At 61.8% G+C, this 19,871-nt stretch carries 30 protein-coding genes; 4 read left to right on the top strand and 26 right to left on the bottom strand.

From position 1 onward, the window contains the following. Position 1: 1 nt before the first annotated feature. Complete coding sequence (locus ACODR8_RS03130; protein ID WP_489005912.1) at positions 2-727, top strand: hypothetical protein; 726 nt, start codon at positions 2-4, stop codon at positions 725-727. 178 nt (positions 728-905) lie between these two features. On the opposite strand, the gene ACODR8_RS03135 is transcribed toward ACODR8_RS03130, so the two are convergent. From ACODR8_RS03135 to ACODR8_RS03145, 3 genes are all read right to left on the bottom strand, one after another. Beyond that, on the bottom strand, positions 906-1,757 hold the full coding sequence (locus tag ACODR8_RS03135; protein ID WP_489005913.1) for a DNA adenine methylase: 852 nt from the start codon (positions 1,755-1,757) through the stop codon (positions 906-908). Further along, entirely contained in the window at positions 1,747-1,950 is a 204-nt protein-coding gene (locus ACODR8_RS03140) for a Com family DNA-binding transcriptional regulator (RefSeq protein WP_489006176.1), read from the bottom strand. Before ACODR8_RS03140 ends, ACODR8_RS03135 begins: the two co-directional genes overlap by 11 nt. 161 nt (positions 1,951-2,111) lie before the next feature. Then, on the bottom strand, positions 2,112-3,287 hold the full coding sequence (locus ACODR8_RS03145; protein ID WP_489005914.1) for a tyrosine-type recombinase/integrase: 1,176 nt from the start codon (positions 3,285-3,287) through the stop codon (positions 2,112-2,114). 66 nt (positions 3,288-3,353) lie between these two features. Here ACODR8_RS03145 and ACODR8_RS03150 point away from each other — a divergent pair, with 66 nt between their 5' ends. Further along, positions 3,354-3,533, top strand: a complete 180-nt coding sequence (locus tag ACODR8_RS03150) for a hypothetical protein (RefSeq protein WP_489005915.1) — start codon at positions 3,354-3,356, stop codon at positions 3,531-3,533. 100 nt (positions 3,534-3,633) lie between these two features. Next, positions 3,634-3,951, top strand: coding sequence for a hypothetical protein (locus ACODR8_RS03155; RefSeq protein ID WP_489005916.1), 318 nt, complete (start codon positions 3,634-3,636; stop codon positions 3,949-3,951). A gap of 130 nt (positions 3,952-4,081) precedes the next feature. Here ACODR8_RS03155 and ACODR8_RS03160 read toward each other — a convergent pair whose 3' ends face one another. From ACODR8_RS03160 to ACODR8_RS03225, 14 genes are all read right to left on the bottom strand, one after another. Next, positions 4,082-5,377, bottom strand: a complete 1,296-nt coding sequence (locus ACODR8_RS03160) for a hypothetical protein (RefSeq protein WP_489005917.1) — start codon at positions 5,375-5,377, stop codon at positions 4,082-4,084. Beyond that, on the bottom strand, positions 5,374-5,685 hold the full coding sequence (locus ACODR8_RS03165) for a hypothetical protein (RefSeq protein ID WP_489005918.1): 312 nt from the start codon (positions 5,683-5,685) through the stop codon (positions 5,374-5,376). The genes ACODR8_RS03160 and ACODR8_RS03165 overlap by 4 nt, the downstream gene beginning before the upstream one ends. Continuing rightward, on the bottom strand, positions 5,685-5,849 hold the full coding sequence (locus tag ACODR8_RS03170) for a hypothetical protein (RefSeq protein ID WP_489005919.1): 165 nt from the start codon (positions 5,847-5,849) through the stop codon (positions 5,685-5,687). The genes ACODR8_RS03165 and ACODR8_RS03170 overlap by 1 nt, the downstream gene beginning before the upstream one ends. Next, complete coding sequence (locus ACODR8_RS03175) at positions 5,846-6,445, bottom strand: glycoside hydrolase family 108 protein (protein WP_489005920.1); 600 nt, start codon at positions 6,443-6,445, stop codon at positions 5,846-5,848. Before ACODR8_RS03175 ends, ACODR8_RS03170 begins: the two co-directional genes overlap by 4 nt. Before the next feature lie 7 nt (positions 6,446-6,452). After that, complete coding sequence (locus ACODR8_RS03180; protein ID WP_489005921.1) at positions 6,453-6,632, bottom strand: hypothetical protein; 180 nt, start codon at positions 6,630-6,632, stop codon at positions 6,453-6,455. A 66-nt stretch (positions 6,633-6,698) separates the two neighbouring features. Next, a complete protein-coding gene (locus ACODR8_RS03185) occupies positions 6,699-7,616 on the bottom strand; it encodes a hypothetical protein (RefSeq protein ID WP_489005922.1) in 918 nt (305 codons plus the stop codon). Positions 7,617-7,619: 3 nt separating this feature from the next. Next, positions 7,620-8,942 carry a hypothetical protein gene (locus ACODR8_RS03190; RefSeq protein ID WP_489005923.1) on the bottom strand — a complete coding sequence of 441 codons (1,323 nt, stop codon included), beginning with the start codon at positions 8,940-8,942 and terminating at the stop codon, positions 7,620-7,622. Beyond that, a complete protein-coding gene (locus tag ACODR8_RS03195; RefSeq protein ID WP_489005924.1) occupies positions 8,939-9,334 on the bottom strand; it encodes a hypothetical protein in 396 nt (131 codons plus the stop codon). The genes ACODR8_RS03190 and ACODR8_RS03195 overlap by 4 nt, the downstream gene beginning before the upstream one ends. Before the next feature lie 22 nt (positions 9,335-9,356). Next, a complete protein-coding gene (locus tag ACODR8_RS03200; RefSeq protein WP_489005925.1) occupies positions 9,357-11,312 on the bottom strand; it encodes a hypothetical protein in 1,956 nt (651 codons plus the stop codon). Further along, positions 11,309-11,728, bottom strand: coding sequence for a DUF6950 family protein (locus tag ACODR8_RS03205; RefSeq protein ID WP_489005926.1), 420 nt, complete (start codon positions 11,726-11,728; stop codon positions 11,309-11,311). Before ACODR8_RS03205 ends, ACODR8_RS03200 begins: the two co-directional genes overlap by 4 nt. Then, positions 11,712-12,302, bottom strand: a complete 591-nt coding sequence (locus tag ACODR8_RS03210; protein ID WP_489005927.1) for a hypothetical protein — start codon at positions 12,300-12,302, stop codon at positions 11,712-11,714. Before ACODR8_RS03210 ends, ACODR8_RS03205 begins: the two co-directional genes overlap by 17 nt. Positions 12,303-12,328: 26 nt before the next feature. Then, complete coding sequence (locus tag ACODR8_RS03215) at positions 12,329-12,568, bottom strand: hypothetical protein (RefSeq protein WP_489005928.1); 240 nt, start codon at positions 12,566-12,568, stop codon at positions 12,329-12,331. Further along, entirely contained in the window at positions 12,568-13,167 is a 600-nt protein-coding gene (locus ACODR8_RS03220) for a hypothetical protein (RefSeq protein ID WP_489005929.1), read from the bottom strand. The genes ACODR8_RS03215 and ACODR8_RS03220 overlap by 1 nt, the downstream gene beginning before the upstream one ends. After that, complete coding sequence (locus ACODR8_RS03225; RefSeq protein ID WP_489005930.1) at positions 13,164-15,632, bottom strand: phage tail tape measure protein; 2,469 nt, start codon at positions 15,630-15,632, stop codon at positions 13,164-13,166. Before ACODR8_RS03225 ends, ACODR8_RS03220 begins: the two co-directional genes overlap by 4 nt. 256 nt (positions 15,633-15,888) lie before the next feature. Between ACODR8_RS03225 and ACODR8_RS03230 the strand changes: the two genes are divergently transcribed. After that, entirely contained in the window at positions 15,889-16,152 is a 264-nt protein-coding gene (locus ACODR8_RS03230; RefSeq protein ID WP_489005931.1) for an excalibur calcium-binding domain-containing protein, read from the top strand. A 1-nt stretch (position 16,153) separates the two neighbouring features. Here the strand turns inward: ACODR8_RS03230 and ACODR8_RS03235 are convergent, their stop codons facing one another. From ACODR8_RS03235 to ACODR8_RS03275, 9 genes are read right to left on the bottom strand one after another with little or no spacing between them, the layout of a single operon-like run. Beyond that, positions 16,154-16,594 (bottom strand): OB-fold protein, encoded by a 441-nt coding sequence (locus ACODR8_RS03235; RefSeq protein ID WP_489005932.1) that lies wholly within the window; start codon positions 16,592-16,594, stop codon positions 16,154-16,156. After that, positions 16,575-17,009: a thermonuclease family protein gene (locus ACODR8_RS03240; protein WP_489005933.1), complete on the bottom strand. Its 435-nt coding sequence runs from the start codon at positions 17,007-17,009 to the stop codon at positions 16,575-16,577. Before ACODR8_RS03240 ends, ACODR8_RS03235 begins: the two co-directional genes overlap by 20 nt. After that, a complete protein-coding gene (locus ACODR8_RS03245; RefSeq protein WP_489005934.1) occupies positions 17,006-17,230 on the bottom strand; it encodes a hypothetical protein in 225 nt (74 codons plus the stop codon). The genes ACODR8_RS03240 and ACODR8_RS03245 overlap by 4 nt, the downstream gene beginning before the upstream one ends. 47 nt (positions 17,231-17,277) lie before the next feature. Beyond that, on the bottom strand, positions 17,278-17,688 hold the full coding sequence (locus tag ACODR8_RS03250; protein ID WP_489005935.1) for a hypothetical protein: 411 nt from the start codon (positions 17,686-17,688) through the stop codon (positions 17,278-17,280). Then, positions 17,688-18,128 (bottom strand): phage tail tube protein, encoded by a 441-nt coding sequence (locus ACODR8_RS03255; protein ID WP_489005936.1) that lies wholly within the window; start codon positions 18,126-18,128, stop codon positions 17,688-17,690. The genes ACODR8_RS03250 and ACODR8_RS03255 overlap by 1 nt, the downstream gene beginning before the upstream one ends. A 3-nt stretch (positions 18,129-18,131) precedes the next feature. Beyond that, positions 18,132-18,530, bottom strand: a complete 399-nt coding sequence (gp17, locus tag ACODR8_RS03260) for a tail completion protein gp17 (RefSeq protein WP_489005937.1) — start codon at positions 18,528-18,530, stop codon at positions 18,132-18,134. Continuing rightward, the gene (locus ACODR8_RS03265) at positions 18,530-18,958 is read right to left on the bottom strand and encodes an HK97-gp10 family putative phage morphogenesis protein (protein ID WP_489005938.1); all 429 of its coding nucleotides are present in this window, start codon (positions 18,956-18,958) and stop codon (positions 18,530-18,532) included. Before ACODR8_RS03265 ends, gp17 begins: the two co-directional genes overlap by 1 nt. Next, on the bottom strand, positions 18,955-19,326 hold the full coding sequence (locus tag ACODR8_RS03270) for a phage head completion protein (protein WP_489005939.1): 372 nt from the start codon (positions 19,324-19,326) through the stop codon (positions 18,955-18,957). The genes ACODR8_RS03265 and ACODR8_RS03270 overlap by 4 nt, the downstream gene beginning before the upstream one ends. Next, the gene (locus ACODR8_RS03275; RefSeq protein WP_489005940.1) at positions 19,326-19,865 is read right to left on the bottom strand and encodes a head-tail connector protein; all 540 of its coding nucleotides are present in this window, start codon (positions 19,863-19,865) and stop codon (positions 19,326-19,328) included. The genes ACODR8_RS03270 and ACODR8_RS03275 overlap by 1 nt, the downstream gene beginning before the upstream one ends. Positions 19,866-19,871 lie beyond the last annotated feature (6 nt).

Raw genomic sequence — 19,871 nt, forward strand, 5'->3', positions numbered from 1 at the left:
CATGAGCGCCCCGTCCGACGCACGCGCGATCGCGCACCAGACCCGCAAAATATTGAAGAGTGCCGGAGCGGCCCTTGGAGGCAAGAAGCGCGGGCATGATCCCGTGCACCGCCACAGCTATGACGTCGATAGTCGACAGGCGGATGTATTCCGGCCGATCGCCGATGGCACAGTTGCTGGAGGCCTGGCCTGGGCGGACGATTACCTGCGCTTGGCAAAGGAGTATGACGTCATCCACAAGAAGAAGGGTGAGCGCAGTCCATTGATGGCAAACGGCATCCGCGTCCTGGAAGCGCTGCTGCGACAGTTCCTGGACTTCAAGACCGGCACGCTCGATCCGGCCATCACCGCGGTTATGAAGGTGACGGCGCTATCGAAGAATGCGGTGGTCGACGCGCTGCGTCGCCTGAAGGAGCATGGTTTCCTGGACTGGGTCCGGCGAAGCGAGAAAACGACCAACGTCGGGGAAGCCGGGCCACAGCGCCAGCAGGCAACCAACGCCTACCACTTCGACATAGGCCGACTGGGCAAGGCGCTGGGGGATGCAGGCAAGGCCGTCCGCGCGCGCTTCCTGAACCTGCGTGAGGCCCGCCGCCGCCGTGCGGCCCAAACCCCCAAGGCCGCCGCCCCTGCCCCTGTGGCAGCCCCAGAACCCGCCAAACCGGCCGACGCTGCCATGGAGGCGATCCTCAAACGGATCGAAGCCGGGGTAGAGGCGCGAGTTTAGAAATGGTGATGTTCACCCACACAGGGGTTTAAGAGGATAAGGTCAGCCTACGGCTGGCGCTATTTGAGGCTCTCCCGACGCACCCCCGCATGCTCGACAACACCCACGGCGTATTTCCGCGCCGTAGGGGACGGGGAGGCTGTGGCCTCCCCGCTTGGCTCCCCAGGGGGCCAAGAGGTTAGGATCGCCCTTTTACGCCCAGGGCAGCGTGGGCGGCACCGTCCAGAGCGAAGTTGGTGATGATCAGCTCACCCGCACGCTTCGCGCCACCGGATGTCGCGGTCGATATCGAATAGGTCGTTTCCACCTCGGCCAGGTCGAAGGCGGCAAAGGCAGCGCGCACCCCCGGCGTATCGTTGATCGAGACAATGAATTTGCCCGCGATCCCGCCGAGCAATGCCGCCAGCCGGTCGAAATCGGCGCGATCAAATACGCCGGCGCCATAGTCCGTTTCGCAATTCCAATATGGCGGGTCGAGATAGAACAGTATGCCCGGCCGGTCATAGCGCCGTATGAAGTCGGCATAGGGCAGCTGCTCGATGACGACCGGCTGAAGCCGGTCGCGGATCGCCACCAGCGTTGCGCGCAGCCGCGCGAGATTGAAGCGCGCCGGCGACCGGCTATCCACGCCGAAGTTACGGATGGCGACCTTGCCACCAAAGGCAAGCCGCTGGAGATACAGGAAACGCGCTGCGCGTTCGATATCGGTGAGCGCCGCGGGATCCATTGCGCGCAGGCGCTCGAACTCTGCCCGGCTGGCCAGCAGCCATTCCATCTCATCGACGAAGGCCTGATAATGGCGGCGCACCACCCGAAATAGGGTCGTTACGTCGCCCGATATGTCGTTGATATATTCCGCGCGTGGACGCGCAGCGCGCCGGAAGAAAATACCACCCATGCCGACAAACGGCTCGGCATAACCGTCATGGTCGACGGCCTGGATGATCGCGCAGATCCGTTTGGCCAGATTGCGCTTGCCGCCGATGTATCCGGCGGCGGGATTGATGGGGGTGATGTTCTCAAGCGTCATGGCGGAGCCTTCCGGTGGCCGCTCGATCGGCGGTCGGGTATGGGCTCGCAGGCCTCAGACAATTGAATGCGCCGCAGCGGCGGCACTTGATCTCGATGACGCCGGCGATCGCGCCGGGCTCGGATTTGAAAAGCAGGGCGCGGCAGGACGCGCATTTATTCGATACGCAGGCAGAATCATTTGACGAATGCATGAAGGTTCGCTCCAACGCCCGCGCCCGTATGCGCGGGTGCGGGGCGGCCAGTCGGCCAGCTGTGTCGTGGCGAGCTCTATTCTCGTCGGTCTATTGGGTTGCACCCCGATAGCCCCCGCTCCCGACGCTCGTCAGCGTCGGGACGAAGGAAGCCCATTAAATCATGGGATAAGCATCGCACCCCAGCGATCGAACAGGCTGCGGCGCTGGTCCAGCATCTCCGACCGGTTATAGGCGCGCTCGACCTTGCTGCGATCCGCCGGCAAATGCGCCAGCGCCATGTCGATCGCGCTGCGCTCCAGCGGGAACTGCTCATTGAGGATCGTGGAGAATGTTGCCCGCCAACCGTGCGGCACATGGCGATCGGCAAAGCCCGCCCGCTTGTAGAGCGCGCCGATCGCGGCCGGATGGATTGGGAAGACCATATCGCCGCCGTTAGCAAAATGGTCTCGCGCCTGGCGCAGCACTTCCACCGCCTGGCGCGACAGCGGCACCAGGTGATCATGCGCCGCATCGCCCTTCTTGGCCCGCGCGATCTTCATCCGCGCGGCTGGAATGCGCCACAACGGTGCTTCGCCGTCCAGCTGCTCGAACTCGCTCCAGCACGCGCCCAGCAGCGCGCCCATCCGCACCGCGGTCAGCGCCAGGAATCGCGACGCCAGCCGCACGATCGGCAGGCCACCCGCGCGATCGCACGCGAGGAGCAAAGCGCGGGCATCGTTGATCGCCACCAGCGCCGGCTGGCGGCGCGGTGGCGGTGAAGGGCGCAGCGCCTTGCCGACGACGGCCGCCGGATCATGATCGACCAAGCCCTCGGCAATGGCGAAGGCGAACACGGCCGAAATCCGCTGACGGATCCGCCGCGCTGTCTCGATCGACCCGCGCGCCTCGACCTCGCGCAACACCTGCAGCACCGCAGGCGCGCCGATCGCGCCGATCGGCAGCGGCCCGATATCCGAAAACACGTTGCTCTCCAGCGATCCGATCACATCGTCGGCGTGGCGATCCGTCCAGCGATCGCGCTGATGCGCGTGCCATTCGCGCGCCACCGATTCGAACGTGCGAATTTGCACATGCAAATTTGCACGGGACGATGGATCGACGCCCTGGGCGATCAAGCCCCGCGCCTCCTCGGCATTGGTCCTTGCATCGACCAGCTGCACGTCGGGCCATTGGCCGAGGCTCAGCAGCTTTTCCCGCCCGCCGATTCGATAGCGCATGCGCCAGGCGCGAAGCCCGGTCGGCGCGACGAACAGAAACAAGCCCCGCTCATCGAACATCTTATAGGCGCGCGAACGCGGCCGCGCGGCTTTCACCGCGGCGTTGGAAAGTGGCACTATGGAAATACCTCTAGACTTACCGAATGAAGCGCCCGAAGTTCTGGACGCCAACAGGAGACGAAAATGTCAGACTACGTTCGCTTAAAGAGTAAAGCTGGGCCAATTATTGCGGTGAACCCCGACCAGGTTCGTACCGTGGTGCAGCGCCCTACCCACACGGAGATCGTGTTCGACCAGAATTACCGGGAATTGATAGATGGAACGCTTGATGACGTTCTTGGCAAGCTACTGAGAGCAAAGTAGGGTCAGAGCTATTGGCGGTCAGTGGAGATCGCGCTCCATCTCAGCATAATGAAGGTGTCTCTCGCGGTCTCCCAGAGGCGTTCCCCAGAGAGGTAAAAGAATGAACTGGCATGCACGCACAAATTTTAGCGAAATCGCGCCGGGAGTAAGCCTGTGCATTTATATGAACGGTCAAATTGGAGGCGATCCGGAGCCTGCCTTTTCCGGTGAACACCCAATCAGCATCGAGGTTGGGCGAACTTGGATAGAAGCCAAGGTCGAAGATGCCAGCGGCTCAGCGGCGACCTTAGTGATGCCGGATGGAGTAAAGTATCAGATCACGCCTTGCCGTGAAGATGAGCGCTCGTCTGGAATCACGACTGGAACTATGTGGAGCAGAGACTGGCTGGTTCGCGGTCAAATCGCGCATGTCATATGATCATCGACGGACAACCCCTCCGTCGCCGCAATAGCCAAAGTGGCTCAAATGCGTCGTTCTGGCACTATTACCATACATAGTGATACCCCACGCAATACCCCAACTTTCGGGGTGAGCGATGCATCAACGGTCATAGCGGTATCCATGGGATGGACTGCTGGAGTATGGCCGAATAATAGGCCGATCCGTCCGCGTGTCCCAACGGCGCGGGATGCAGCAGATCGCCGTTGAACTGAGCCGGGTTCGCAATTCTTCCCGGCTCTCCAGGTATCGAAAAAACGCTGTTGACGTCGTAATAGCCAGCTACGTTCGCAACACCGCCCGCCTTCACAAGGCCAACAAAGTCAGAGATGCGCTGCTGGGTCGTGGTCAGCGCACCGACATTTGCGCCGCGCGGCAGGGGGAGCGCGATAAGAACACGGCACGGGATTATGCCGCCGTTCGGCCCGGCTTCATACGCTGCGATGTAATCCGCCGCCTCGGCCTCGGCGAGCACCCTCATCTGCTCAACGGTCTTGTTACCGGCGCTGGTGTCAAAATCGTTGGTAAAGGGCTGGAGGATGAACGTGTTGAAGAACGGGTATTTCTGTCGCCGCGCAGTGTTGCTCGCGCGATACACGGCCAACTGTGCCGCTGGCCTTCCCATCATGATCAGTGGGGTTTCGATGCCCGTTGCCAGTGCCGCCGCCCGAAAGCCGCGCCGCAGCATACCGCCGCCCTCAGCAGTGCGACCTTCGGCCCCGATCAACCCGCCATCACCCAGGGCAGAGTCGGTATTGTTATAGTAGATGCTGTCGGTCAGCGCGCCGAATGTGTAGGTCGGATGCTCCCCATAGGCGAGCCATATCCCGCCCTCCAATGAGCCTGCCGACAGGCTCGATGGATTGGCAGTCCCAAGCACGCTGGCCGCAGACCCGTCGTCGGCCCTGCGCCCGACGCCGGGCGGCAATGTGCCTGCCGCGTAGGGGATGGTCTGCACGGATTGCTGGCCCGATGTCAGCACCCGCTCTTTTTGCAGATCGAGAACATCGCCAGCCGACAACGAAAGGCCTGTGATCTCTGCCACCAGCGTCGCGCCGGAGCCATTTGGAACGACCACCGGGGCGGGAGATATCCCCAACAAAGTCGAACCGCGCAGAGCGGCCGCACGGGTCGGAATGTCATTGCCGACGCCGATCTCCAGCCCGCCCGAACCGCCGACATAATAGGCCTGGCCGTAGCATCGCAGCGCCGTGACATTGTTGGCGGCCAACTTGGCTCTCTGCGTCGTCAGGGCACGAACGGTGATGCTGTTGGTAGCCTGCGGGCCGATGCCGGTGTCGTTGTACTGGCCAATGATCTGCCACGACTTGACTCGGACCGGCGGGCCACCACCCGGCAGCCGCCTGCTCTTATCAAAGCCGAAGCCGCTGCCGAACGTCCTCACGCGGTTATTACCGCAATCTTCTCGGCCGCACCGGTCGCGACGAACGATCGCGAACTGCCGGCGGGTAGAAAATGGGCATCGCCGTCCGCAGCGTCCGGCGCGGTGGCGAACTTGACCCAGACGGCCGTGTCGGTCGCGACATGCCAGAAATCACCCTCGGCCGCATTCGCCATGATCGTGCTCACCTGGCTGGTACCGCTGGGCACGAACTTCTGCTTGCGGGCCGGCTGCGAGGATTCGACGGCCATGGTCGAACCGGTGCTGGCGCGCGCGGTGACGGGGCCACAGGTCACATGCGTGATCGCCATTAAGCGTCTCCCTCGGCGTCCGGACTCGCGGCAGCGTCAGCGGCTTTGGCCTGCTTGCCCTTAACCTCCCGCACGACGGATTTGCCCAGGCGGAACAGGAACAAACCGGCCTCCAGGGCCAGGCTAATGCTTGTGAGCTTGCCGCCCAGTTTCTCGATCTTCATATGCATTTCTCCATGGAAACATTGCCGATGCGGTGGTTGACCCAGCCCTTGCGGAAGACCTTGAGCCTTGGATTTGCACGGATCAGCCGGTCATATTCGGCCAGCTGTTTGGCATCGAGGCGGGGCAGCATCGCCTGGCACATCAATGTGCGCTGGCAGCGTGCGTAGCCCGCGATGGTGGCAGGCCCGACCTGGCCGTCCACCTTCAGCTTTAGCGCTGGGCAAATCTCGTTGAGCGACTGCTGGAAAAAGCGCGACGGCCGCGCCGGTCCCATGTTGACCGACGTATCGAAAAGCTCGGCCGTAACCGCCGGGTCGAGCGCGATCAGCGGCACATAGCCCGGCTTCACCAGGTAGGACTGATAATAGATGCTGACGGCTACGGAATGCGGCAACGTCTTCATCGGATCGGTGTAGCCATGCTCGACGGCCACACGCTTCGTGATCCCTTTGTTCGTTTCCCCGCCCGGATCATTGGGATGGTTCACATATCCTCCCTCGATCGCGATCGTCGGCTCGATGATCTCGATCGCGGCAGGCGAAATAAGGGCGAGCGCTGCGGCGGATGCCGCAACGACGATCTTCATCTTGCTCATGTTGATTTCAGTCCTTTCGACCGAACCAGCGCTGGACAGTCTCCGTTTCCCACACGCGAATACACATCCAGACGAAGGTCATGAGGGACGCGAGAGATGGGAGGATATTGGCAAGCGTGCCGATCAGCACACCGAACGACAGGCCATCTGCGATATGCTTGACCGCTCCATGTTCTAGGTCGTGCATGGATGTCTCCGTCAGATTACGATAATGGCTTGTTGGGATTGCGGACATGGCCGCTGAGTTTGTCGCTCATGCTTTCAGCGTCGCGGCGGGGGTGTAGGTGTCACCATGCCAGCGACCGCCGACGCCGCAATTCTGCTGCCAGAGGCGGCGGTTGAGATAGCTCGCTTCATCATAGCCCAGGCCCGATACGGTCAGGTCCTCCAGCACGAAGCGCCGAAAAATCCATGACGCCGCCTTGTTCTGCGCCACCGACGACCATGCACCATAGGCACCCCAAAGAGCGAGGAAGTTTTCAAGATCGGCGGCAGTGCTTGGAGCGCTGTTGGTCCAGCGAAAGCTGCTTCCATCGCGGTAGAATTCCGCGCCCTCGGTGTTCGGGTTCGCCGGGTCGTTCAAAGCGCCATATTCGGCACCACCATTCACGCCCATCTCGGTCCCGGCATCGTCACCGGACGTGAACAGCATTTGATAGTTGATCGATGAGCCGACTTCATTGAACAGTCCCGCCAGCGGGAGGGCATTGCCGGATGAGTAGAGGGCTTTCCGCGTTGTCCGACCCTCGATCGACATGAAGTATCGGTGCGACGGGTTCGCGAAAACATAGGATTTGATGGCGTCTGCCGCCTCGATTCGGGCATTGCGCCCCGCACTCATCCCGGATCGGGAACAGGCCCCATGCAGGCCGCCCTTGGCCGTGCGCTCAAAAGCGATGTCCGCCGCCTCAAAGCTCGAAACGATCCGGCAGTCCATATCCTCTTCATCGCCGCCAGTCAGCAACGACGCCTGATAGGACGCGATGTTCCTGAGAGTGAAGACCGACCCTTCCACCGGGACATCGGTGTCATCGTCGGGATAGTTTTGCGAGTGCGCCATATCGAGCAGGATCAACGTGCCGGCGCGAAGCTGTGAATCGCGGATGCCCTCCAGGACGTTGCCGACGTCGCCAAAGGGAAAGACCTCTTTGCTCTGGTTGAAGATGCCCATGGATCAATACCTTTTCGAGCGGAAGCGGCGGAAAACGAGCTGCGCGATAACCGCAGCCCAGAATGTGTTGGGGTGCAGCCCGTCGGTGCGCAGCGATGTCGGAATGATGCCTGCGGCTATGTCGACGGCATCCTGCGCGGCATAGGTCGCTTTATGGGTCGGCCACGCGGCCAAGCCGCCGCTGTAGAATGGCGCGAAATAGCCTTGGCCATGCAGGATATCGAGATCACGGATCGCGTTAGCTAGGCTGTATCGCTGCACGTCGATGAAGTCGTCGCCATAGGTGAAGGCCAGATCGTCCAGCGCAGCGTAGAGAGCCGTATTGCGGGCAGTGCCATTGGACTCGTCCGCATATCCGCTGGGCGAACCATCCGGATTTTCGGTCGATGCGTTCGTGAAGCCGAGGATGATGCCGCCCAGCGAAACATCGAGGTTCGCGGTCTGCATCCGGCGCATCGCGTCAATTTCCTGGCGGATGATAGCGAGATCGAAATTGGCCGTGTTGCGACCCGCCGCGATGATGACATTCGTCTTGCGATGAAAGAAGCCATCGGTGCGCGCCGCCGAGTTCGCCGGGATCGCAATGGCCGATCCCGGCGTCTCACGATGCCAGGTGTAGCTTCCGTCGCTGTTGCGCTGGAGCGTCCCCCAGACACCCGGATTGATGGCGAGGCGGCAAATCTGGGGACCGCCCACAAGCGGAGGCTCCGTGGTCGCAGTGATGATCTGCGGCGTCAGGTTCGTGACCGTGACCGAACCGCTGGCCGGGATGGTATTGCCCGCCAGCGTGACGAGAATGGACCGTGCGCCCAAACGCCCGGCGATCTGCGACGCGTCCTGACCGCCTGATCCGAACGGCTCCGCTACATAGCGGTTGTCGCCCCCCGCCGCCATCATGTCGCGGAAATGCTGCCACCACTGATAGTTGGGGCCGACGCCCTGGACAAAGCTGTCGCCGAAAATCTGGATGATGGGGTAGGGCGGCGCAGGTTGCGGTGTCTCGCCCCATGTCCCATCCAGGCGAAGGCCGGCACCAAGACGGCGGCTCGCATCGCCCACCGCATAGAGAAAGCCGCTTTCGGGAGGAAGGGTCGCTGCCGCATATTCGTCGCCAGCGAGCGCGGATAGCGGGGCGGTGTATACCAGCGCATCGTTGATCTCAGCCGCGTCCAGGCTGTTCAGCTTGGCCTTGTCAGTGGCGGACATTTGGCCGGCCGTCGATTCCGAAGCGGGCGAGAGGGCGGCGGCAAGGTCGGCGGACTGCTCCGTAGTCAATCCTGGCCCGCGAAGCCCGCGAACCTCCCCGCTGAAATATTGGAAACTCATGCCTGCGTTACCCCCGGCTCAAGAAGGAAATTGCCCAGCGCGAGCTTGTCCTGCTCGTTATCGGCATATGTGATGATGATGTCGTAGGCGTAGGCGTCTGCCTCGCCCGGCTCAGGCTGGTTGAGGCCGGTAGGGAACGCCACCAGCGACGCGACACTGATAAACGGCGAGAGGCGCAGGCAGCGCCGGGTTTCCGTACCAGAAGCCGCAATGTCCTCAAACGCGACAGGCGAAACTGTCACGATCGCAGGATCCGGCGCGCCCGGATACAGGCGCACCTGCATCTTGATTTCTGCGCCGTCCAGCGGCAGTTCGTCGCCCGAATAGAACAGGTCTATGGTCGGCGACCACGCGATGTTGCGTGACGCCGCGAGGTCCATTTTCGCGGTCATGGTGTCTCCAGTGGAGAGAGGATTAAGGAATGTCGCCGCCGCCGGGAGGCGCGCCACCGGTGCCACCTGTGGAACCACCACCCGCTGCAGCTGTCGTGATCGACCCGACGAAATGGCGGACGGGATGATCTTGCGAAAGATAGGCGTCTGCGGTGGTGGTGGTGGCCATGAATGAAGGCGTTGTGTCGGAACGATCAGCGTCATCGTAATAAAGATGATAGGTCGTTGCATTGGCGAGGGCAGTGAGGGTGGCCCCCGTGATCGCAACGTCGCGATCGGTATAGCGCCGGGTGTGGCTGCTGATCGCGATATTGGCAGACGTCCCGCCCACGTCGCTGGACGTGATCGAAAGCCCTACAGGATAGCTGTTCTGGATCAGCAACTGTTCGTTGGTTGGATCGATGATCGCGCTGGAGATGTCATCGCGATCTTCCGGGGTCACAAGATCGGGCGGTGGCGGCGCAGTGCCGGTCAGGGCCAGCACGGTCGCGTGCTTGCCCGGCGTTTCCTCCATCAGGGTCAGCGTCACCACCATCGTTGCCGGGTCGATGCTGCGGTCCACAATCACGGCATCCACGCCGTCAAGGTCATGGTCCGGCAGTTGGAGCGTCAGCATATCGCCAGGCCCATATTTGCGCAGGCGCGGCTTGCAGGGCAGTTTCAGCGGGAAGCGTTCACGCCCGTTTACCAGCTCATAGCCCGCAAGCTGCGCGGCCTGATCCTTGCCCTGCACCAGATTATACTGGCGCTCCTCGTTCTTCTCCTCGCCATCCTCGGTCACATAGTCGGCGACCTGCACAAGGTCGGACGGGACATAATCCCACTTGTTCGCTTCCGACCGATATTTCGGGATGATCCCGTTGCGCCGCTCGCGCCAGGTCTGCATCGCCGTGATTTCGGCATCGTCATCGGCGAGGTCCGCGGGCGTGATCGTATCCAGCGATACGCGCGGCGCATTGATTTTCAGGCCCAGCTTGCCGCCGATGAACAGCGGCTCTGCGCCACCGGCCTGCAAAATGTCCTTCAGGTTCGCCCAGCGGTCGCCCGGCTCGAATATGACCCCGCCGACCTTCCAGCCATTGGCGTCGCAGACATTGGCCAGCGACACGAAATGTTCGACCATGATGCCGGCAACGGGCAGACCGACGCCGAAAACCTTGAAGCCATTTTGATAGCTGCCCAGCGCATATTTGAGCGCGTGCAGACCCGGACATTCCGACCATTCCCACGTTGCCGGATCATCGATCCGGTGATCGCCTTCACCACCCGGATAGGTGTCATCCAGACGCGGGTCATAGCATTTGACGCCCTTCCACACCGCGCCCTGGATGGGCACGCCGCTGGCATATCGCTTGGCATCCTTGTCGAATTTCAGGTTCCAAAGCACCGCGGCCTTGCCTGACAGTTTGTGCGCGCTGGTCCAGTTGGGCATCCCGGACCAGAACGGGGTCAGCGCAGTCTCGCTGGCCAGGCCCAGCCGGAAATCGCGATAGAGGTAGCTGGCATAATAGCCGGTCGCCGCAGTCCCGCTGAAGCTGACCGGCTGAAAATCGAGATACAGCCCTTCCAATTCCTCGACCGGCCCGGCGACGGAATAGACCATCACCATGCCGCGATAGGGATTCTTGACCTTCTTGAGCGTGGCGCCATAGCCGGTGTCGTGGCGCAAGACGCCGCCGAAATAAGTCCGCCCGATCAGATAGGGCGACAGCGCATCTGTCGCGATCGTGACACTATTGACGCTGCCCCTGGCGTTCGGCTTCTTCGCGGTGGCCTGCGCGCCGATGCTGGCAGCCGTCGCGGCAAGGCTGGCGTAGGTGGCGATCGATGTTGCGGTCGCTGTGATCGACGCCGCCGTGGCAGCGCCCGCGGCTGTTGATGCAGTGAAAAGGCCAGCGCCCGCCGCCGCGCCAACGCCGGTGGCAACCAGCGCCACCGCGCCCGCGATCATGGCGACGGTTTTGAGCGTCTTGCTCATACGCGCCACGCCCCCTTGATTGCTGTTACGACCAGCGGTTTCAGGCCAGCGGGGTCATCCATATGATAGCCCAGCCACTTGCCCCCCGCGTGGATCACGATGCTGTCGAAACCGTCGTCGCCCTCCAGCAGCGCGAGATCGCCTACCCATGCCGCAGCCGGAGCGATGCGGGGCAACAGGCTGTCCAGAAGCGCCGCCATGTCGCCAAAGCCTGCCTTTGCCAGCGCCCGCCGCGCACCGATTGGAGACTGAAAGGAAGGAATGGCCGGGGGTGTATGGCCCATGTTGCGCATGTGATGACGCGCCAGATGAATGCAGGTGACGCGGCGCTTCCAGTCAAAAGGTAGCGCCCGATATTTGGCGAGGGTCTGGCGCGTTGCCTCCGCGCGCCTGTCCAGGTCAGACAAGTTGGACATACTGATTTTGCATACGGTTGATCGCCGATCCCGCCGCAGCAAGCCCGCTCAGGCTGGCCGTTCCCTGCGCTTCGACACCCCATGCGACCGACACGCCAAGACCGGTAGCATTATCCTCCCCAAGTTCGCCGGGGTTCACCACCTTGTGAAAGCGCGGGTTGAGGCTGTTGCCTTCGTTGATCGAAAACAGGCGCTCGGCGGTGGATACGAAATCGATGTCCAGTTCGCGCTTGCCCTTGCCGATCCGCAGAACCGTCTGGTCGATCTGGCCGTCAAACATCAGGTCCGGGTCGCCAACGATAAGGCCGGTATCCGCGTCCACCTCGACAATCCAGAAGCGCGTGATCGACCCCTGCATCCCCGGCGCTGAAATATCCGCCGCCGCAGCTGTGGAAGCGGGCAGGAAGGTCAGCTTGAACGCTGGCACGCTGTCGCCCACGCCCTCGCTGAACGCCTCCATGGAGCCGATGACGCCAAAGTCGGGATCGCTACTCCGATAGGTATTGCCACCGACCGTGACGAAACCGCCGTCGCACAGACGAATGGTCCGCCCGTCGCGAAGCTGCATTTCCATGATTCCGCACAGCCAGATGCGGTCCATTATTTCAGCTTCAATCGCGCCACGACATTCCCATGCAGGCGACGTATTTTGAAAGCATCATCCTCAACGATCAGATTGCCATCATCGTCGTAAACATGGGCATCGATCCATCCGCGTGCGGTGTCGTATTCCACAACGTTGTTAATCTCGATTCCGTCGAAATAAACGATGACGCGGCCAAACATGTCGCCCGGCATCGTCTCGACTGAGAGGGCTTCCGGGGCTTTTACAGTAATCATTATTCCGCTTCCTCGACCGTGAACGTGAGGCTATCGACCAGTTGCCCGATCGCCAGCGTCCAGCTTATGTCGCCCTCGACCAGCCCTTCGATCGTCGGCGCGGCCAGTTCCACATGCGCGCCATCGGGGAAGGGGATGCGCAGGTTCGGGGTGACGGTCAGTTCCATGTCCCCGCTGGCGTCCGCGAGGGTCTGCGCCTTGACGTTGTGCAGATAGCCCTGCGTCGTTGCATCGCCATCATGGATGGTCAGCCAGAAGCCTTCCTTCGCGGCATAGTGCGGGGTGCCGCCGCGCAGCAGGATCGTGTTGCCCGACTGGTCGGCACCATCCACGACGAAGCTGCCCGGCGTCCCCTGATAGACCCCCTGCAACGGATATTCGACTTTCAAGCCTTCCGACTTCGCCGCCAGCAGCCGTGCCACCACGCGGCGCGCATCCTCGCCTGACCGCACCGGCAGCGTCATGGCGACCCGGTAGCGGTTGCCGCCACGGTCCAGCCGCAGAATCTTCGCGCCGGTGGCAGGGCGTATCGTGCCGCCAAAATCCAGCAGCGTGGGACTGGCGCTGTTGGGGACTGCGCCGACGGGAAGTGTGATCATGCGAGGCGGCGGCTATTCGAACGAGCGATGGCTTTTTGCGCGCCGATGGACCCGCCCGATGCGGCTTGGGCGGACATGGGGGCTGCGACGCCGGCTGCGCGCTGATCGACAACGACGTTGAAGTAGGGGGAGGGGACAACACGGATAGTCTGCGCCCTGCCGCCGTTGTCGTTCGCCCCATTGGCGTGAACATAACCGGACCGCGATGGCGTGAACATTTCCGGGCCGCGTTCGCCGACGATGTAGGACTTTCCGCCCGATACAGGGCCGCCGTTTGCGCGGAAGCCGGAAATCGCGGTGAAGTTGGCGAAGGAGCCGGCAAGGCCTTTACCCAGGATGCCGCTCTGCGCGATCTGCCCAAACGCATTGAAGGCGCTGGAAAGAATGTCTAGAACGCCGCCATTCTTGATCGACTGAGCCAGATTGGAAAGGGCGTTGATCGATTTGTTCGCCATGTCGACGAATGATTGGCCGGCGACTTCATTGGCCGCCTGAATATCCTTGGCCGCGATCTCGCCGGCGCGCATCACCGTCCACCATGCGTCATCCAGCGCGCCAGCAATGGGCACAACATCAGGCACGGACATTTCTGCGTCAGCCTGCTTCTGTGCGTCCGAAACACGGAAGCGCTGCTTCATCACCGCCGCATTCTTTGCATCTGGCGATAGCGTTGTGTCCGCTTCGAGCAGCGCCAGCTTTTCCAGTTCCTCGCGATAGGCCTTGGTCGCTGGGAACAACTCAGCGAGTATCCCGCCAATCCTTTGCTCCATCGCCTGGAATTTTTCGGCAACCGTCTGCGTCGCCTTGGTCGCCGGATCGACCATGACGGCGTCCATCCGGGCGAACTCCGCCGCCACACCATCGACGAGATCGGGGACATAGCTATGGCCCACGACCACGTCCCACAGCCATTTGAATTTGTCTGCGACCGTCTGAATGCCGGTCGTGATACCTTTCCATACAGCCGTGAGCTTGTCGATGAGCCAAGTCTTTACGCTCGTATAAAGCTGCTGGAGGATCGGAGCGATCTTGTCCCAATGCTTCCATGCGAGATAGACCGCGCCAACGGCTGCCGCCACTGCTGCCAAAGGAATCAGGATCGGCGACAAGGCCACAAGCAGAGAGCCGATGGCGGGCAGCACACCGGTCGTCAGTACGACTGCCAGCGTGCGGAGCGCAGTGAACACCGGCCCGAGCAGAGGCAACAGCTTGGCAAAAGCAGATACGATTGCGCCTAAACCAATCACGAACGGCCCGATCGCCGCCACAGCCGTGGCGACCACTGCCCCCCATTTCAGGACTTCCGGGTTCGTCTCGGACAATTGATCCACAAACTCGCCGAGCTTCGTCACAACCCCGGTGATCGCCTCCAGCACGCCCGACTGGGCAATCGTGATCGCCAGCGTTTCGGTCGCGCCCTTCAGCTGCTCCATCTGGCCGTTAAAGCCCTTAAGCCGCTGCGCCGATTGCGCCGCCGCATCCGTCTCAGCAATTTTGGCCTTGATCTGGTCTATGCCCTTCGCGCCCTGATCCATCAGGCCGATGGCCGTGCGCATCGCGTCGGAACCGAAAATCGTATTCAGGACGTTGGTTTTGGCCTCTTCCGACAGGCCACCCAGCTTCGTGCGCAACTCCTCGGCGATCTCGGCCATTGATCGCATATTGCCCTGCGCATCATAGAACGAGAGGCCATATTGCTGGATTGCATTCGCCGCCGCTGTCGATTTGCCGGGCAGGGCGAGCAGGAAAGTCTTGAAGCTGGTGCCAGCATCGGAGCCGGACGCAAACAACGACGAGGTAGCGGCGATTGTCGCGTTGAAATCTTTGAAATCCACGCCTACGCCGCCCGCAACACCACCCGCCTGCGCGATCGCCAGCGCATAATCGTTGAAGTCCAACTTCGACTGATTCACTGCGCCGGTGATCTGGTTGACCGCAGCGGGCAACTCACCCGCGCCGATCTTGAACTGCTGCATGACGTCGCTGATCGCCTTGGACGCAGGCGTCAGCTCCGACCCTGCGGCAGACGCCAGATTGACCGCAGCGGTCGCAGCACCGTCCAGTATCTGCCGCGCGGACAGGCCGTTTTTCGCCAGCTCGTCCATCGCGTCGGCTGCGTCGGTGGCACCGAACACGGTGTCCTTGCCCAGCTGCAGCGCCAGGTCGTTCATCGCCTTCATGTCGGCAGCGGTCGCCTGCGTCGAAATCGACACGCGATTCATCCCCGCCTCGAAATCGCCACCCATTTTGACGATTGCCGCACCAAAGCCGACGATCGGCGCGGTCAGCGCCACCGACATCGTCTTGCCGACGTCGGTAAAGCCCTTGGCCGTCTTGCCAATCGACTTCTGCGCCGCCTTCAGCTTCTTATCGGCAGCGTCCAGCCCTTCATCAAATGCCAGGCTGTCCATGCCCAGCACATATTTAAGGTAGCCCAGCACAGCGCCGCCGCTGTTCTTCGCCATGCTGACCTCCAACAAAAAAGGCGACCCGCAGGCAGCCTTGCTCAACTCTGATTTTTTGATATTAAGTAATTATGGTAGAAGTCAGCGATAACACGGCGAAACAGTCTCGCGGTCGCCCGCGCAACGATACGTCACCTGTGATGGTCCGCATGAGCACGACGGAAATCACTGCTATCGACAACTACCGCCGGTCCCAGCCTGATCTCCCAACCCGCCCAGAAGCTATCCGCCGTCTGGTAGAAAAGGCGCTTTCCACATGAACCGCCGTCTCTTTCTTTTCGCCATCTGTGCTGCCTTTGCGCAACCCGCAGAGGCAGCGCGAAAGCGTGGACGCCGCACCCGTTCTGGCCGCACCGTCTCTTCTCGCGCTTATGCGGGCGCGGGCAAATCCAGCAGCCTATATGGCAGTTGTGCCGATGCGCGTGCCGCGGGCACCGCACCACTGCGTGCCGGCGATCCCGGCTACTCGTCCAGGCTGGACCGGGACGGTGACGGGATCGCCTGCGAACGGTCCCGCTGACCTATTTGATGACACAATCTTTCATGAACGGCCTGCCAGCCACTTCCGAAACGTCGGTGCATATCGCCGTAATGGCATCGCCCTTGTTCAGACTGGCTGCTGCCTGTTTCAAACTCTCGCTGCTGGCCAGAGTGACCGGCATATATTCGTTGGGCGGAACCAGTGCCACCGATGGTTCATCGCCAAGGCCAAGGTTGATAGATTCGACCTTGCCGGTGATTCGCAAAACCTTCGCACCAAAATTCTGCTGCGCGCGCGCCTCATTATCCTGATAGGCGTTGAACAGTTCTTCCGCCGTCACCGCTATGGCCGCAGCTTCATCAACCGGTTTTGGCGGCGCTTTTTCGGGATTGCTGAACATCGCCAGTAAAAGGATGATGCCGACAAGTATCAGGCATCCCATGCCGCCCTCTTTTGCCAAGCTAGACTTTGCTTCTGCCACAAACCTGCCCCCCGGTATAGCGCGCCCAACGCAACGCCATGCCAGAGCGCACCATTGCGCAGCTCAGGTCACCCCCCTGCGCGGTGCGGCACCACGCCGCCGTGCGTCCGCCATGCCCGTCACCGACCGATCGGCAACGCAGCGGAGTGGATTTTACACGAATGTGACCGGTCGCCATCATGCCGATCGGCCTGCCCACCAGCATGACCAGCCGGTCGCGCGCTGCCGTGGCACTGGCCTTCGGGCACGGCTGATTGCGGCGGCAGCGACCATTCATCTCCCGCGCGGCAATGCCCGCAAGCCGGATTTTCGGTCCCTCCGCGCACCAGATCGGCCCGTCCCCGTCATAAACGGCGACAGGCGTGCAGGTGAAAACTAGGCCGGCGGCGACAATCTGGCTCATCAGGGCGATCATGATGCAGGGTTAGCACGTTCCACGCGCCTGATCTTCACATTCGCGCCCTTGCCCTCCAGCGCGGTGAACATCGCGATGACTGCTGCGTTGTCGTCCCGCTTGTCGCTGGCCCTCGCCAGATATTTCTGGAGCGGCTTGAGCCGCTTTTGGCGGGCCATCGCCTCGATCTGGTGCGCAGTCGTGATGATCCGCTCCTGATCGGCGCGGTCGCGACCCCGCATTACATTGCCGTAGGACCGGAATGTCTGCTTCCAGAACGACGCCGGGTCTAGGCCTTTCCCCGCCCAGTCCTCTTGGGCTTGGTCCCAGTCCCACGGCTCGCCTGCGCCTTTCCCTCCGCACTCGGATCGACTTTCGGCATCGCGCCCTGCAATGCTCTGGCTAGCGCAGCGCCAACTGCCTCCCCCTCGCCCAGCAGGCGGATCGCGTTTGAAACTGTGATCGCCGGATGCCGGTCGCGCAACGCGCCATAAAGCAATGCGCCAAGATGCTTGATGCGAGGCTGCCGCACGATCACGCCCGCCTCGTTGACTTGCGGCGAAACGGCGCGCAGAAGATCGTCTACCGACATGTTGGCTGCATCTTCGGCCTCGGCAAAGGCGTTGAAGTCGATGACCAGATGATAGGTTTCGCCGGATTTTCCGACGAAACTGCTTTCTCCGCGCAAGATGTTCGCCATTATGCCGGTGCCGCCTGCGTTGCTGCCGACGCTACACGGATGGAAATAGTCGCCTCCATCTTGCCGTCGGCGGATACCTCGCCGGGATCAACCATGTTGCATTTGCCGGTCGTGCTGATTTCCACTACGACGGTCCCGCTTTCCGGCACATGAAACTCGATAGCACGGACTTCCCGGCTGTCGCGCCAGGCCAGCAGCTTGGTGTGCGTATCGGACAAAGGCCTGAAATTCAGGACGACCTGCACTTCACCACCATTGATCAGGCTATCGATATATTCCCGGTAGCGATTGGCCGATTTGAGATGCGTCGATTCGACCTCCTCAAATTCCGGGTTCGGCAGCGTAAAGCTGACCACCTGCTTGGCTTCATATAGCGCTGACCCGTCGTTGAAGAAGAACGCCCCTCCCCAGCCTACGCTGGCTTCCTGTGTTTCTGCCATGTGCTAATCTCCTGCGTGCCAGATCGTGAAATCAATGGATTGTCGGTAAATGGTGGTGCCAGAAGCTAGATCCTCGCTCAGGTCGCGCGGCCCATCGACCCGCGCAGCACCGAAAATCTTGCCGCCGACGTTTGCCGGTAGCACCAGCGCGTCGATGCAGACTTTCGCCAGCGTCAGCGCGCCGGAATAGGTCGTCGCCCAGCAATCGCACTGCACCGTGGTCGCGCGCGCGCCATCAAAACCTTTGAGATGCTGGGGCCGGAGATCGGATATGATCTGTAGCGTTATGGCGTCCAGGCTCTGGCCCTGTGGTCGCTCCAGCCAGGCTATGCGCGATCCGACGATCGCCGCCACCGGGGCGGCTTCTATCAGGCGCTGGAGCAGGCCAAGGTGAAGATTCATTACCGACCCTTCGCGACTTTGCGCGCTGCCTTTTTCGCAGCACGAAGCACCGTCTTGTCCACTTCGGAACGCAACGCATCACCAAAGCCGACCAGCATTGCCTCCTTTTTCGCGGCCAGTGCTGGACGGGCAAAAGGCTGGGCAGCCTGGTGACTGTTTCCCACTTCCAACTGCATTGCTGCGACATCGTCGGCGATCACCGCGACATTCGGACGCCGGCGCTTGGTGCGCGCGCGCTGCACGCTGATTGACTGCTCCGTCTCACCGGTCAGCTTGGCCACACGATTCTTCATTTCATCGCGCAAAATGCCAGCCGGCACTGTCAGCGATCGCCCGCCCACGCCTTGTGCCGCAGCCTTCTTCATGTTGCTCAGCTGGCGTGACGCTTCCGAAAAGCCTTCGATCCGCGAAAACCTGTTCGCGCTCACTCCGCCACCCGCGTCGCCGTGAAGGCGAAGCCCTCATTGAAGCCGATCTCTGCCTTCGCCTGAATTTCCCAGGCTGGCCATTTGACCGGATCAGGATCGCTGAGCGGATAGCGGATGCGATCACGCACGCCGACAATCGCCGTATCGCTGTCGGCCAGCACCGCGAAGGTTGCCGTCTGCGATCCCGCCTGCTGCGCGGCCTCTCGCTGTTCTGAACCGCCGGTGAAAGCGACATTGGCCCAGGGGCGCGTCACTTCCCGCCAATCCACGGCAACGGTCGGATGGCCATAGCCGTCATTCGTGGCGTCGCGGGTTTCCATCGCTATCCGTTTGTCCCGGGCTTTGGTCGTCAGGCGACGGTCTCCCATCACAGCCTCCTGTAACGATAATGGTCGATCAACTGATCGACTGCGGGCGGCATGGCGCCGCCCAGTCGCAGGAACATCTGCTCCACCAGCAGTCGGGCGGCTTGCTGGATATCGGTGGGTACGGCGTCTTGCTGTTCTTCGGGGCTGAGGCCGGGATCAATATAGCCGACGGTCGCCGTAACGGTGATCGCGCCGGGGACCGGGGCGGCACTGGGCCAGCGCGCGCCGATGGATGGCGTCGCAAATGTCCAGTCATGCCGCACAAAGGATCGGAAATCCTCAAATGCCTGAAATTCGCCCGCCGCGTCCAGATAGCTGATCGTGATGCTATTGGCGACCACGGGGATCAGAGGGATGCGCAATTCGCGGGGGAAGCAGTCCAGGTTGAACGCGACTTCCCGCTGCACCGCCACCAGGCCATAGACGGTCTCGATTTGCCGCCCGGCCGCACGGATGAAGCGCGCGATCGCTTCATCTTCATCCTGCGTGTTGACGCGCAGATACAACCGCGCATCTTCCAGGGAAATCGGACCGTCCATGATGGA

It is taken from the genome of Sphingobium sp. FG58 (genome assembly GCF_057809055.1).